Annotated in this window: 15 protein-coding genes; 12 read left to right on the top strand and 3 right to left on the bottom strand. The window is 63.9% G+C overall.

Annotation, left to right across the window (positions count from 1 at the left end; all coding sequences use genetic code 11):
* Positions 1 to 51 precede the first annotated feature (51 nt).
* Positions 52 to 1,101, bottom strand: coding sequence for a quinone-dependent dihydroorotate dehydrogenase (locus tag SPHS8_RS09930; protein ID WP_201515340.1), 1,050 nt, complete (start codon positions 1,099 to 1,101; stop codon positions 52 to 54).
* 338 nt (positions 1,102 to 1,439) lie between these two features.
* Here SPHS8_RS09930 and SPHS8_RS09925 point away from each other — a divergent pair, with 338 nt between their 5' ends.
* The 12 genes from SPHS8_RS09925 (at position 1,440) to SPHS8_RS09870 (ending at position 10,244) form a co-directional block, all read left to right on the top strand.
* Complete coding sequence (locus tag SPHS8_RS09925) at positions 1,440 to 2,384, top strand: helix-turn-helix domain-containing protein (protein WP_380800753.1); 945 nt, start codon at positions 1,440 to 1,442, stop codon at positions 2,382 to 2,384.
* Positions 2,385 to 2,497: 113 nt separating this feature from the next.
* Positions 2,498 to 2,908: an RrF2 family transcriptional regulator gene (locus SPHS8_RS09920; protein WP_201515339.1), complete on the top strand. Its 411-nt coding sequence runs from the start codon at positions 2,498 to 2,500 to the stop codon at positions 2,906 to 2,908.
* A complete protein-coding gene (gene sufB / locus SPHS8_RS09915; protein WP_097090652.1) occupies positions 2,905 to 4,389 on the top strand; it encodes a Fe-S cluster assembly protein SufB in 1,485 nt (494 codons plus the stop codon). The genes SPHS8_RS09920 and sufB overlap by 4 nt, the downstream gene beginning before the upstream one ends.
* A 98-nt stretch (positions 4,390 to 4,487) precedes the next feature.
* On the top strand, positions 4,488 to 4,889 hold the full coding sequence (locus SPHS8_RS09910) for an endonuclease domain-containing protein (protein WP_268933202.1): 402 nt from the start codon (positions 4,488 to 4,490) through the stop codon (positions 4,887 to 4,889).
* Positions 4,886 to 5,341 carry a hypothetical protein gene (locus SPHS8_RS09905; RefSeq protein WP_201515337.1) on the top strand — a complete coding sequence of 152 codons (456 nt, stop codon included), beginning with the start codon at positions 4,886 to 4,888 and terminating at the stop codon, positions 5,339 to 5,341. Before SPHS8_RS09910 ends, SPHS8_RS09905 begins: the two co-directional genes overlap by 4 nt.
* Positions 5,342 to 5,344: 3 nt before the next feature.
* On the top strand, positions 5,345 to 6,091 hold the full coding sequence (gene sufC, locus SPHS8_RS09900) for a Fe-S cluster assembly ATPase SufC (protein WP_201515336.1): 747 nt from the start codon (positions 5,345 to 5,347) through the stop codon (positions 6,089 to 6,091).
* A gap of 97 nt (positions 6,092 to 6,188) precedes the next feature.
* The gene (locus SPHS8_RS09895; protein WP_201515335.1) at positions 6,189 to 6,941 is read left to right on the top strand and encodes a SufD family Fe-S cluster assembly protein; all 753 of its coding nucleotides are present in this window, start codon (positions 6,189 to 6,191) and stop codon (positions 6,939 to 6,941) included.
* Complete coding sequence (locus SPHS8_RS09890; RefSeq protein ID WP_236575068.1) at positions 6,938 to 8,230, top strand: aminotransferase class V-fold PLP-dependent enzyme; 1,293 nt, start codon at positions 6,938 to 6,940, stop codon at positions 8,228 to 8,230. The genes SPHS8_RS09895 and SPHS8_RS09890 overlap by 4 nt, the downstream gene beginning before the upstream one ends.
* Positions 8,223 to 8,702, top strand: a complete 480-nt coding sequence (locus tag SPHS8_RS09885) for an SUF system Fe-S cluster assembly protein (RefSeq protein WP_201515334.1) — start codon at positions 8,223 to 8,225, stop codon at positions 8,700 to 8,702. The genes SPHS8_RS09890 and SPHS8_RS09885 overlap by 8 nt, the downstream gene beginning before the upstream one ends.
* Positions 8,703 to 8,820: 118 nt before the next feature.
* Positions 8,821 to 9,183: a HesB/IscA family protein gene (locus tag SPHS8_RS09880; RefSeq protein ID WP_201515333.1), complete on the top strand. Its 363-nt coding sequence runs from the start codon at positions 8,821 to 8,823 to the stop codon at positions 9,181 to 9,183.
* 18 nt (positions 9,184 to 9,201) lie between these two features.
* Complete coding sequence (locus SPHS8_RS09875; RefSeq protein WP_201515510.1) at positions 9,202 to 10,008, top strand: SDR family NAD(P)-dependent oxidoreductase; 807 nt, start codon at positions 9,202 to 9,204, stop codon at positions 10,006 to 10,008.
* 80 nt (positions 10,009 to 10,088) lie between these two features.
* The gene (locus tag SPHS8_RS09870; protein ID WP_201515332.1) at positions 10,089 to 10,244 is read left to right on the top strand and encodes a hypothetical protein; all 156 of its coding nucleotides are present in this window, start codon (positions 10,089 to 10,091) and stop codon (positions 10,242 to 10,244) included.
* Here the strand turns inward: SPHS8_RS09870 and SPHS8_RS09865 are convergent.
* Entirely contained in the window at positions 10,241 to 11,143 is a 903-nt protein-coding gene (locus tag SPHS8_RS09865) for a DMT family transporter (protein WP_201515331.1), read from the bottom strand. The genes SPHS8_RS09870 and SPHS8_RS09865 overlap by 4 nt on opposite strands.
* On the bottom strand, positions 11,140 to 12,153 hold the full coding sequence (locus SPHS8_RS09860) for a threonine aldolase family protein (protein ID WP_201515509.1): 1,014 nt from the start codon (positions 12,151 to 12,153) through the stop codon (positions 11,140 to 11,142). Before SPHS8_RS09860 ends, SPHS8_RS09865 begins: the two co-directional genes overlap by 4 nt.
* Positions 12,154 to 12,249: the final 96 nt, after the last annotated feature.

The raw sequence follows: 12,249 nt of genomic DNA, 5'->3' as shown, positions 1-12,249 counted from the left end.
ACACTATCGTCCAGCCGGTCCGCCGCAAGCCCCTGAGATCAAAGGTCAAGATCAGCTGTCGATGCCGACGACATCGCTGATATGCGTGAAGCCGTCCCGCGCCATCAGCTTTTTCAGTCCCGCATTGATGCGTTTGGCGAGATAGGGCCCTTCATAGACGAGCGCGCTGTACAGCTGGATCAGGCTCGCCCCCGCGCGAAGCCGGGCATAGGCCTGTTCCGCATTGCCGATGCCGCCAACGCCGATCAGGGGCAGGCGATTGCCCAATATCCGCCGAAAATCCCTGATCCGCTGAAGCGACAGGTTGGTGAGAGGCGCGCCCGACAATCCGCCGCTTTCCCCCGCATGGGCGGAGCGGAGCGGCGGGCGCGAAATGGTGGTGTTGGACACGATCAGCGCATCGACTTGATGGTCAAGGCAGGCGGCGGCGATATCCTCGACATCGGCTGGCTCTAGGTCGGGGGCGACCTTCAGGAAAATGGGGGTGCTGTCCGCGCCGCGCGCTGCCATTACCGCCGCCAGCAGCTGGTCCAGCGCCGCCCTGTCCTGCAACGCGCGCAGGCCCGGCGTGTTGGGCGACGAAATGTTGACCGTGAGATAGTCGGCGAGCGGCGCCATGCAGGTGACGCCGGTCACATAGTCCGCGATGCGATCGGCCGCGTCCTTGTTCGCGCCGATATTGATGCCGATCACAGGCGCTGCACCCTGACCGGCCGGGCGGCGGCGCTTTGCCACCCGCTCGGCCGCAGCAGCGAGGCCGCCATTGTTGAAGCCCATGCGGTTGATGACGGCGCGATCTTCCACCAACCGGAACAGGCGCGGCTGGGGATTGCCCGGCTGCGGCATGGGGGTCAGCGTCCCGAGTTCCGCAAAGCCGAAGCCCAGCGCATGCATCTTGTGCGCGACCAGCCCTTCCTTGTCATAGCCGGCCGCCAGCCCGACCGGGTTGGGGAAGCTGATGCCTGCCACGGTCTGGGTCAGGGCAGCGTCGGGCGCTGGGGGAGGGGCGAACGGCATCATGCGCAGCAGCGCGACAGACAGATGATGCGCGCGCTCTGCATCAAGCGCGAAAAAGAGCGGGCGAACGAGGCGGTAGGACATGGGCGCGCTATGCCATCGCCGATCTTCCCCGTCGAGTCGCTGTGACAATGGCGCAACAGTTGGCTGAGAAGGGTAAATTAGCCGCCAAATCATTCATATTGGTGGCATTTTCGCGCCCTTAATGTCCGATTCATCCAATCAAGCCGATCCGATTCGGATTTATGACCGTGCTGCGACCCGAAGGCTCTTGGCCATATGGCTAACGAGACCTTTTACTGGCCCGGCGTGTAAAAGCGCCGGGTCATTTTTTTCGAATCGGTTCGGAAAAAACCTTCGTTGCCTCAGTATCTCTCTTGCGCAGCAGCAAAGAAGCTTCATAGTGCAGCTGTGGGGTGATTATGGGGCCGCATCGCGACAGCGCATCCGGGGGGATGCCACAGAGAGTGGAAAAGGGTGGCGATCCGTCGCTTTCCTATACTGTGGAAGCGGCGCAGGGGCCGGTCAAACTCCGCTATTTCGCTCCGCCTGACCCGCTGCATGCCTATTTCGGCTCCGTCTACATCTTTACCGAAAGCGCCGACCGCTATCTTGACGTGACGCGTGCGGATGTTCCGCAATTGCGCTTCATGGTCGCGGGGGCGGGCGATTATCATTTCCATGACGGGACGGTGGCCGCGACTCCGGAAATCTGCCTGCTCGGCCCCACTTTGGGAGCGACGCGGTTCGAGCTGAACGGCCCCGCCTGCGTCGTCGGCATCTCACTCCTGCCCGCAGGCTGGGTCAGCCTGGGCGGAGGCGATGCCAGCCTGCTCGCGGACCGGCTGCGTGACATGAGCGCGGAGAAGAACGGCGCCATGGCCGCGCTGCTGACCCGGCTTAAGGGCATGCACGATCCCGAAGCGATCGCCGCCTGCTGCTGGTCGGTGCTGGCGCAATGGGTCCGGCCTTTGCCGGAAACAAGCTGGCGGCTGCTGGAAGCCGTGGACAACTGGCTGATGGGGGAAGGATCGCCCCGGATCGAAGCGCTGGTGGAGCAAACCGGATTGTCTCCGCGCCAGCTCGCCCGGATGACCAACCGCTATTATGGTTGCCCGCCCAAGCTGCTGGCGCGCAAATACCGGGCGCTGCGATGCAGTGCGCGTATCGCGCTCGACCAGCATAGCTGGCAGGAATTGTGCGAGGATGGCCGCTTCTACGACCAGTCGCATTTCATCCGGGAAATCAAGCATTTCATCGGCTTGACCCCGCATCAGTTGCAGACCGAGCCGACGGCAGTCGCGCAGCTTACCCTGTTGCGCCGCTCGCTGGGCGGGGACGTGGCCGTGCTGAACCGTTTCAGCTGAGGCAGAGGGCGCTATAGAAATGGCTTGATTCCGTGTGCCCGCGCGACCACATGCGCAATCGGATTGATTCGATCCGATTTGAGAATGGTTCGCAACCGGGACGCTTGGCCAGGATGAGGCTTTCGAGTTTCGCAGATTATGCCGTGGTGCTGATGTCGGCCGCCGCCCGCCATTGCGGTGGCGCCAAGATGAATGCGACCACGCTCGCCAGCGAAACGGGCATTCCTCTGCCGACAGCGCAGAAGCTGGTGAGCCGCTTGTCGGCTGCGGGGCTGCTCGAATCGAGTCGCGGGACCGGCGGCGGGGTTCGGCTGGCGCGGCCTGCGGCGGCCATCACGCTGGTGGATGTCGTGGAGGCGGTGGAAGGGCCCATCGCCATGACTGCTTGCGCCGAACAGGGCGCGCATGACTGCACGCTGGAACAGGGTTGCCGCGTACGCCCGCACATGAATGTCGCGAACAATGCGATCCGGTCGGCACTGGCCGGGGTGACAATCGCCAGTTTGACACGAGAAATGGCATGACCGAAGAGACGACCACTATTCGCAACCTGGAAGCGCATGAGGCTGCCGAGCGCGCCTCGGCCTACGAACATGGCTGGTCATCCGCCATCGAGCAGGACTTCGCGCCCAAGGGGCTGAATGAGGACACGGTCCGCTTCATTTCCGCCAAGAAGAAGGAGCCGGAATGGCTGCTCGACTGGCGGCTGAAGGCCTTTGCCATGTGGCAGAAGATGGAAGCGCCGGACTGGGCCAAGCTCAACATCCCGCCGATCGACTATCAGGACGCCTATTATTACGCCGAGCCGAAGAAGAAGGCGGAGCTGGACTCGCTCGACGAACTCGATCCCGAGATTCGCGCGACCTATGAGAAGCTCGGCATCCCCATTGCCGAGCAGGAAGTGCTGGCAGGCGTCAAGAGCAGCCGCAAGGTCGCGGTGGATGCGGTGTTCGACAGCGTTTCCGTCGCCACCACCTTCCGCAAGGAGCTGGAGGAAGCGGGCGTCATCTTCCGCTCGATCAGCGAGGCGGTGCGCGAATATCCCGAGCTAGTGAAGAAGTGGCTGGGCAAGGTCGTGCCGATGCATGACAATTATTTCGCCACATTGAATTGCGCTGTCTTTTCCGACGGCACTTTCGTCTACATCCCCAAGGGCGTGCGCTGCCCGATGGAGCTGTCCACCTATTTCCGCATCAATGCGGAGAATACGGGTCAGTTCGAACGCACGCTGATCGTCGCGGACGAGGGCAGCTATGTGAGCTATCTCGAAGGCTGCACCGCGCCGATGCGCGACGAGAACCAGCTGCACGCGGCGGTCGTGGAACTGGTCGCGCTGGATGATGCGGAGATCAAGTACAGCACCGTCCAGAACTGGTATCCCGGCGATGAGCAGGGCAAGGGCGGCATCTATAATTTCGTCACCAAGCGGGCGCTGTGCCAGGGCAAGAACAGCAAGGTCAGCTGGACGCAGGTCGAGACCGGCTCCGCCATCACCTGGAAATATCCCAGCTGCGTGCTGAACGGCGAGAACAGCGTAGGCGAATTCTACTCGGTGGCGCTCACCAACAATCTGCAGCAGGCCGATACCGGCACGAAGATGATCCACAATGGCAAGGGCAGCCGCTCGACCATCGTGTCCAAGGGGATCAGCGCCGGGCGTTCGAACAACACCTATCGCGGGCTGGTGCGCGTAGCGCCGGGCGCGGAGGGCGTGCGCAACTTCACCCAGTGCGACAGCCTGCTGCTCGGCGACAAATGCGGCGCACATACCGTGCCTTATATAGAGGTGCGCAACCCGAGCGCGCAGATCGAGCATGAAGCGACGACCAGCAAGATCAGCGATGATCAGCTGTTCTACGCGATGCAGCGCGGGCTGGATCAGGAGGCGGCGGTCGGCCTGATCGTCAACGGCTTCGCCCGCGAGGTGCTGCAACAGCTGCCGATGGAGTTCGCAGTGGAGGCGCAGAAGCTGCTGGGGATTTCGCTGGAGGGTTCGGTCGGTTGAGGGATTTGACGCCTCTCGACCAAGCGAAGCGCTCAAACTCCCCTCCCCTTCAGGGGAGGGGCCGGGGGTGGGGGCTATCCTCTGGACGCCTCGCTGAACTGGCAGGCTTCGCCCGCGAAATGCGCTGCGATCCAACGGAGCCAGAGAAGCGCCTGTGGACGAAACTTACCCGCTCGCAACTCGGCGGTTACAAATTCCGTCGCCAATCCGTGATCGGCCCGTTCATCGCGGACTTTCTTTGCCCGCAAAAGGCGCTGATCGTCGAGGTTGACGGCGATACGCATGCGGCGGGATCCGACGAGCGGCGCGACGCCGTGCTGAGCGAGATGGGCTACCGCATCATCCGCATCGCCAATCAGGAGGTGATGCACAATATCGATGGGGTCTGCGAAACCATCCTTCGCGCGCTTGAACAAGCGCCGGATCGTTGGGCCAGCCCCCACCCCAACCCCTCCCCTGAAGGGGAGGGGCTTTCCCTTGTTGAGGACCAAGACCTTTGAGCGACGAAGACGATATTCAGGATGCCCTGGCCGATTTCGCGGAGGATGTCGGCAATGGCCAGTCATGGACGGCTGCGATCCGCATCCTGACCGAAGACTATGAACTGGAGGAAGGCGAACTGGAAGCGCGCGCGCGTAAGGATTTCGGCGATCTCGACGCCTATGAGGCCGAATGCCGTGCGGCGCTGGAGAAGGGCGACGTCGCCTTCACCGAAAAGCTGAAGAGCGACAAGGCTTTCCACAAGGCGAAGGCGCCGAACCTCGCCCGCATGGGGCCGGTGACGGAGTTCGTGACCGGGCTGCTGGAAAAGGGTTCACCCGAACCCGGGGCCGACTGGTGGCCCTATATGCCGATCAAGCGCCATATCGACACGCTGTTTCCCGCGCCGGGCGACGTGCGGGACATGGCCTTCTGGACCGCGCGGACGCTCCAGCGCGCGCACAAGGGATAACGCATGCTGACGATCGAAAATCTGGCCAACGAGATCGACGGCAAGGCGATCCTGAAAGGGGTCTCGCTTTCCATCAATGCGGGCGAGGTCCATGCGATCATGGGGCCGAACGGCGCGGGCAAATCGACGCTGGCCTATACGCTGGGCGGGCGTCCGGGCTATGAAGTGACCGGCGGCGCTGCCTCGTTGGACGGTGTGAACTTGTTCAGCATGGAGCCGCATGAACGCGCCGCAGCAGGCCTGTTCCTCGGTTTCCAGTACCCCGTCGAGATACCCGGCGTGTCCAACCTGCAATTCCTGCGCGAGAGCCTGAATTCGCAGCGCAAGGCGCGCGGGCAGGAACCGCTGTCAGGGGGCGAGTTCATCAAGCTCGCCAAGGAAAAGGCGGGTCTGCTCGGGCTCGACATGGAGATGCTGAAGCGCCCGGTGAATGTCGGCTTTTCCGGCGGCGAGAAGAAGCGCGCCGAAATGGTGCAGATGGGCATTCTCGATCCGAAAATGGCGATCCTGGACGAAACCGACTCCGGCCTGGACATCGACGCGCTCAAGATCGTGGGGGCGGGGATCAACGCGATCATGCGCAAGCCGGACAAGGCGGTGCTGCTCATCACCCATTATCAGCGGCTGCTCGACTATGTGAAGCCGGACTATGTCCATGTGCTGGCTGGCGGCCGGATCGTGAAGTCCGGCGGCCCCGAACTCGCGCTGGAACTAGAGCGCGAGGGCTATGCGGAGGTGGTCGCTGCATGAGCGCCGCAAGCACTTCCCTTTCTCTCCGTGGCTCCGCCTCTCAGCGTGAAATGATTGTGCTCACGCGGAGGCGCGGAGGCGCGGAGGAGGTTCGGTCATGACCGCACTCGCCCTGCCCACGCGCAAGCAAGAGGAATGGCGCTATAGCGATCTGGAGGCTGTCGCCTCCATTTGGCCGACGCCTGCGCCGACGCGGATCGACGTCGCGGCCGGAGAAACGTCGCGCCATCATCTGTTGCAGAACGCCAGCGATGGCGCAGCGGCGGTGCATGATTATGTCATCACGATCGCGGACGGAGCGCGGTGCGACTTTCATGTGCTGAACATCGGCGGCAAGCTCGGCCGCGTGACGTTTAAGGTGACGCTGGGCAAGGGGAGCCATTTCGAACTCAACGGCGCGATCATCGGCGGCGGGGATCAGGTGCTGGAAATCATCACCTCGGTCACCCATGCCGAGCCGGACGCGACTAGCGGGCAGACGATCCGCTCCATCCTGGGCCAGCGGGCGACGGGCAGCTATCTCGGGTCGATCAATGTCGCGCGCGATGCGCAGCGCACGGATGCGTTTCAGTCGGTGAAGGCCATGTTGCTCGATCGCACTGCCACGGCCAATGCCAAGCCGGAGCTGGAAATCTACGCCGACGATGTGAAATGCGCTCATGGCGCAACCGTGGGTGAACTGGACCGTCAGGCGCTGTTCTACATGGCGTCGCGCGGGATGGATCCCGCGACTGCCAAGACGCTGTTGCTGAAGGCATTCGTTGCCGGGGTGTTCGACGATGTAGCTGATGAGGCAGTCAAGGACAGGCTGGAAGCGGCTGCGCTGGCCAAGCTGGAAGATTTGGTATGAGTGGTGATCCGTCCTCCGTTCGCCTTGGGCCTGTCGAAGGGCTTCAACTCCCTTCAAAGACAGGAGAAGGCTTCGACAGGCTCAGCCCGAACGGTTTGCTGAAATTAAGGGACGATTTCCCCGGCGTCGGCAGCTGGCACTATCTCGACAGCGCCGCCACCGCGCAAAAGCCCACTGCCGTTATCGACGCGATTGCCCGCGCCTACGGCCCCGACTATGCGACCGTCCATCGCGGCGTTTATGAACGCTCCGCCAACATGACGCTCGCCTATGAAGCGGCGCGGCGCAAGGTCGCGCAATTCATCGGCGCGGCTTCCGATAGCGAGATCGTCTATGTCCGCGGCGCGACCGAGGGGATCAACCTGGTCGCACATAGCTGGGCAGGCACGCAGTTGAAGGCGGGCGACCGCATCCTGCTGTCGATGTTGGAGCATCACAGCAACATCGTCCCTTGGCAGATCGTCGCCGAACGTGTCGGCGCGGCGATCGATGTCGTGCCACTGACTGCGGATGGCAGGATCGACCTCGAAGCCATGGCCGCGATGATCACGCCTGCGCACAAGCTGGTCGCGCTAGCCCATGTGTCGAATGTGCTGGGCAGCGTGCTTGATGTGCGCCGCGCAGCAGACATCTCCCACAGCGTGGGCGCGAAGATATTGATCGACGGATGCCAGGCGGTGCCGCGCCTTGCCGTCGATGTGCAGGCGCTCGATTGCGACTTCTATGTCTTTTCCGCGCACAAGCTCTACGGCCCGACCGGGATCGGCGTGCTGTGGGGCCGCAAGGAACTGCTGGACGCCATGCCGCCCTATCAGGGTGGCGGGTCGATGATCGACAAGGTGACGTTCGAGAAAACCACCTACGCACCCGCGCCGACCCGGTTCGAGGCGGGGACGCCGCATATCACCGGCGTCGTCGGCCTGTCCGCCGCGATCGACTATGTGCAGGCAATCGGCCTCGACGCGATCCATGCGCATGAATGCGCGCTGGTCGGCAAGGCGCGGGCCGCACTGGAGAGCATCAACAGCGTGCGGGTTTTCGGGCCGGAGGACAGTGCGGGCATCCTCTCCTTCGAAGTCGAGGGGGTGCATCCGCATGATGTCGGCACCATATTGGACGAAACGGGTGTCGCGATCCGCGCCGGGCATCATTGCGCGCAGCCGCTGATGCGGCATCTGGGCGTAGAAGCGACGGCGCGGGCCAGTTTCGGCATCTATAGCGACGAGGGCGATGTCGATGCCCTGGTCAAGGGCATAGAGCGAGTGAGGAAGATCTTCGCCAATGACTGAGGTAAATTCCGGGGAACGCCAGATCCGGGTGGAAGAGGTGGAGGCGGTTGACGCCCCGCCCAAGGCGCGCGTGGAGGAGACGGCGGCTGAGGCGGCTCCGCGCCAGCGCGACTATCTGGACGGCTTCCTGAACGCCAAGCCGAGCGAAGCGCCGAAGGGCGAGCCGGGCGGCGACCTGTATGAAGCGATCATCGACGCGCTCAAGGAGATATATGACCCGGAAATTCCGGTGAATATCTATGATCTCGGCCTCGTCTATGGCGTCGATGTGACGGAAGACGGCCATGCGGTCGTGACCATGACGCTGACCACGCCGCATTGCCCGGTCGCTGAATCGATGCCCGGCGAAGTCGAACTGCGCGTCGGTGCCGTGCCGGGCGTGGGAGACGCGCAGGTAAATCTCGTCTGGGACCCGCCATGGGACCCGCAGAAAATGAGCGACGAGGCGAAACTGGAACTGGGGATGCTCTAACCATTTCCCTCCCGCAAGCGGGAGGGGGCCAAGGAGTGGGCGCGAGCGGAGCGAGCTTTGCGCGGCACGAACCCACCCCCGGCCCCTCCCGCCTGCGGGAGGGGAGAAGAGGAACAAAATGACCGAGACGACCACTAAGACCCGCGCCCGCCCTGCCGCCGTCATCCTGACGCCGAGTGCGGAACAGCGCATCGCCGACCTGATGCGTCAGGCTCCTGAAGGCGCGATCGGCGTCAAGCTGTCGACGCCGCGCCGCGGTTGCTCTGGCCTCGCTTATTCGGTCGACTATGTGACCGAGGAAGCGAAGTTCGACGAGAAGATCGAAACGCCCGGCGGCGTCTTCTATATCGACGGCGCGTCGGTGCTCTATCTCGTCGGATCGACGATGGATTGGGTGGAGGATGACTTCACCGCCGGGTTCGTCTTCAACAACCCCAATGCCAAGGGCAGCTGCGGCTGCGGCGAAAGCTTTACCGTCTAGTTCGGGAGGGTCGCTGCTATCCCTCATATGCTGATCCTCGGCATGGGCTACACCGCGTCCCGGCTTGCCGCTCGCCTGCACGGAGAGGGATGGGAGGTTACCGGGGTCCGCCGCGCCGCCGATGCCGAGGCGATCGCTTTCGATGACGGCGATGCCGTGCGCGCCAGCATCGCCAAGGCGACGCACATCCTTTCCTCCGTGCCGCCTGAGGGCGGGGCGGATCCGGTCCTGGCCCGTTACGGCACGGCGATCGCCGCCGCCCCGGCGCTATGGAGCGGCTATCTTTCCGCGACCGGCGTCTATGGCGATGCTGCGGGGGCCTGGGTGGACGAAGCCAGCCCCATCGGCTCCGGCCGCCGTGCCGCCCGGGTGCAGGCAGACAGCGACTGGCGTGGGCTGCGTGAAGACATGCGCTGTTTCCGCCTTCCCGGCATTTACGGCCCGGGCCGGTCGGCGATCGAGCGGGTGCGCGAGGGCAAGGCGCATCGCATCGACCTGCCCGATCAGATTTTCAGCCGCGCTCATGTCGATGATATCGTCAGCGGCATTATCGCGTCCTTCGATGGCCCGCCCGGCATCTATAACCTCTCCGACGATCTGCCCTGCGCTCAGAACCGGCTGATCGAGGCGGCCTGCGCCATGCTCGGCGCGCCGCTGCCGCCGCTATTGTCATTGGAGGAGGCGCAACTGTCGCCCATGGCGCTGTCCTTCTATGCGGAAAACAGGCGGGTGGCGAACGGCCGGGCCAAGCGGCTTCTTGGCTGGGCACCGCGCTACCCCACCTATCGCGAAGGCCTGGCCGCCTGCCTTGCCGCGGCGGAATGACTCAGGCTGTCGCATCGCTTACGCCCCGTTAACCAAAGCGCCCCATGGAGGTCCCACAGCTTTTGCAGGGACTTGTCGCCATGGAACGGATCGACCGCAACTTCGCCGCGCTCAGCCAGCGCATGAGCCGCTTGGCGATGCCCGAAGCAGCGCCCCCCGCGCCCCAGTCACTCGCCAGCCTGATCGATCGGGTTAATGCGGCAAAACGCCATTATGAGCCGGGACTGCGCCACTAGTTCGTTTTCGCCCGTAGCGCGATCACCATGCCAGCCACCGCCAGCACCGCGCCTGCCGCACTTAGCGTTGACCAGCGATAATCCTCGAAAACCGTGGAAATCAGCATGGCGATCACGGGAATAAGCACGCTGCTATAGGCTGCCCGTCCCGGTCCCACCCGCTGGATAAGCTGGAAATAGAGTGGGAAGGTCACGACTGACCCCGCAATGCCCAGCCAGGCGATGCCGAACAGATAGCCCGCGCGCCACTCAATGACAGGCGGTCCCACGGTCACCCATGCATAGGCCGCATCGACTGCGCTGCCGATCAGCATGCCCCAGGTGAGCACAGCCGCCATCGGCAGGCGGCGGGCGATCTGCATCCCCTGCATGACGTTCGCGCTGGACGCGCTGAGCAGGCCAGCGACGCTGAGCGCGATGCCGACCAGAACTGCCTCGGCGGACACCGGCGCGGCGCGATATTCGCGCAGCAGCAGCAACATGATGCCCGCGATCGCCACCAGCGACCCCAGGACGAAGGCGCGGCTGACCGGCTGGCGAAACGCGATCCAGGCGAGGATACTATTGGGGATCAGCAGCAGCGCGTAGACGGTCGCGACGACGCCGGAGGTCAGATAATGTTCTGCCCGATAGACGAAGTTGAAGTTGAGCACGAACTGCGCGACGCCAAGAGCGCCCGCAAAGGCGATCCCGGCGGGCGGCAGCCGCAACGGCACACGGCGGATCATCGCGAACAGCGCCATGCCAGCCGCCCCCAGGAGGAACCGGTAGCAGACCGACCAGCTCGGCGGCACCGCGCCCAGCTGATCGCGGATGACGATCCAGGTCGAACTCCAGATCAGCGTGACAAGCAGGAAAGGCAGGATGACGCCGCCCTTCGCCTCCGACGATCCGCTCATGCAAGCGACCTGAGTGCGTCGGCGAGCGGCTGGACCGCGCCCGCATCCTGCGCCCAATTGGTGACGAGGCGCGCCGCCCCCTCTCCCCAGTCGTAAAAGTCGAAGCCCTGCCCGCGCAGGCTTGCCGCTTCGGCAGAAGAGAGGCGGATGAACAGCTCGTTTGCCTCGACGGGATGAAGCAGCCGATCCGGGACGGCCTGTGCCAACGCGGCGGCTGCGGCATTGGCGGCCCGCGCATTGCGCAGCCAGAGGTCATCCTCCAGCATCGCCAATATCTGCGCGGCAAGATAGCGCCCCTTGGACAGCAGGTGTCCTCCGCGCTTGCGCCAGCGCACCGCTTCGGCCATGCGCGCATCCGCTTGGCTGCCGAAGAAGAGCAGCGCTTCACCCACCATGCCGCCATTCTTGACGCAACCAAAGGTCAGGACATCGACCCCGGCGCGCCAACTGCTATCGCCGGGATGACAACCCAGATGCGCGACAGCATTGGCGAAGCGCGCCCCGTCCATGTGCAGGCCGAGGCGGTGATCCCGCGCCACCTCGCCAATCGCCGCGACCTCCTCCGGCGTATAGATGCGGCCATATTCGCTCGCCTGAGTGATGCTGATCGCGCGGGCGGGGATCTGGTGCACGTCCGGGCGGATCGTCTTCAGCCGCTCGATCAACGTTTCGGGGGAGAGCTTCGCGCCATCGCCGGGCAAGCTCATCAGGCTTGCGCCGTGGGTATAGAAGCCGGGCGCTCCACATTCGTCCACCATGATATGCGATTCTTCATGGGCCAGGATACCGCCATAGGGCGGGCAAAGGCAGGCAAGGCCGATGCTGTTCGCCGCGGTGCCGGTCGCGACCCACAGCGCGCGAACCGGGGTGCCGAACAGGTCGGAAAATGCGCCATCCAGCCGTGCGCTCCAGGCGTCGCCATCATAGCCATGGTCTGCGACATCAGCCGCCGCCATGGCCGCCATCACTTGCGGGCAAACCGGTGTCGCATTGTCCGAGAAAAAGTGCATGGCTGCGGCATAAGCGCGCCGCCGCTCCGCGCCAAGATGCCAGCAGGCAGCCAGCGGCCCTTTCGAAAGTGCAACAAATTGGTCAGTATTGATGAC

The sequence above is a fragment of the Sphingobium sp. S6 genome, from assembly GCF_905120495.1.
GTDB lineage: Bacteria > Pseudomonadota > Alphaproteobacteria > Sphingomonadales > Sphingomonadaceae > Sphingobium > Sphingobium agri.
Note: the sequence above shows the minus strand (reverse complement) of the source record. Positions and strands in the feature narration are given on the sequence as shown.

Coding starts and splice junctions, on each gene's coding strand:
- SPHS8_RS09930 (WP_201515340.1), bottom strand. CDS start 1,101: ATGTCCTACCGCCTCGTTCGCCCGCTCTTTTTCGCGCTTGATGCAGAG.
- SPHS8_RS09925 (WP_380800753.1), top strand. CDS start 1,440: ATGGGGCCGCATCGCGACAGCGCATCCGGGGGGATGCCACAGAGAGTG.
- SPHS8_RS09920 (WP_201515339.1), top strand. CDS start 2,498: ATGAGGCTTTCGAGTTTCGCAGATTATGCCGTGGTGCTGATGTCGGCC.
- sufB (WP_097090652.1), top strand. CDS start 2,905: ATGACCGAAGAGACGACCACTATTCGCAACCTGGAAGCGCATGAGGCT.
- sufC (WP_201515336.1), top strand. CDS start 5,345: ATGCTGACGATCGAAAATCTGGCCAACGAGATCGACGGCAAGGCGATC.
- SPHS8_RS09895 (WP_201515335.1), top strand. CDS start 6,189: ATGACCGCACTCGCCCTGCCCACGCGCAAGCAAGAGGAATGGCGCTAT.
- SPHS8_RS09890 (WP_236575068.1), top strand. CDS start 6,938: ATGAGTGGTGATCCGTCCTCCGTTCGCCTTGGGCCTGTCGAAGGGCTT.
- SPHS8_RS09885 (WP_201515334.1), top strand. CDS start 8,223: ATGACTGAGGTAAATTCCGGGGAACGCCAGATCCGGGTGGAAGAGGTG.
- SPHS8_RS09880 (WP_201515333.1), top strand. CDS start 8,821: ATGACCGAGACGACCACTAAGACCCGCGCCCGCCCTGCCGCCGTCATC.
- SPHS8_RS09870 (WP_201515332.1), top strand. CDS start 10,089: ATGGAACGGATCGACCGCAACTTCGCCGCGCTCAGCCAGCGCATGAGC.
- SPHS8_RS09865 (WP_201515331.1), bottom strand. CDS start 11,143: ATGAGCGGATCGTCGGAGGCGAAGGGCGGCGTCATCCTGCCTTTCCTG.
- SPHS8_RS09860 (WP_201515509.1), bottom strand. CDS start 12,153: ATGCACTTTTTCTCGGACAATGCGACACCGGTTTGCCCGCAAGTGATG.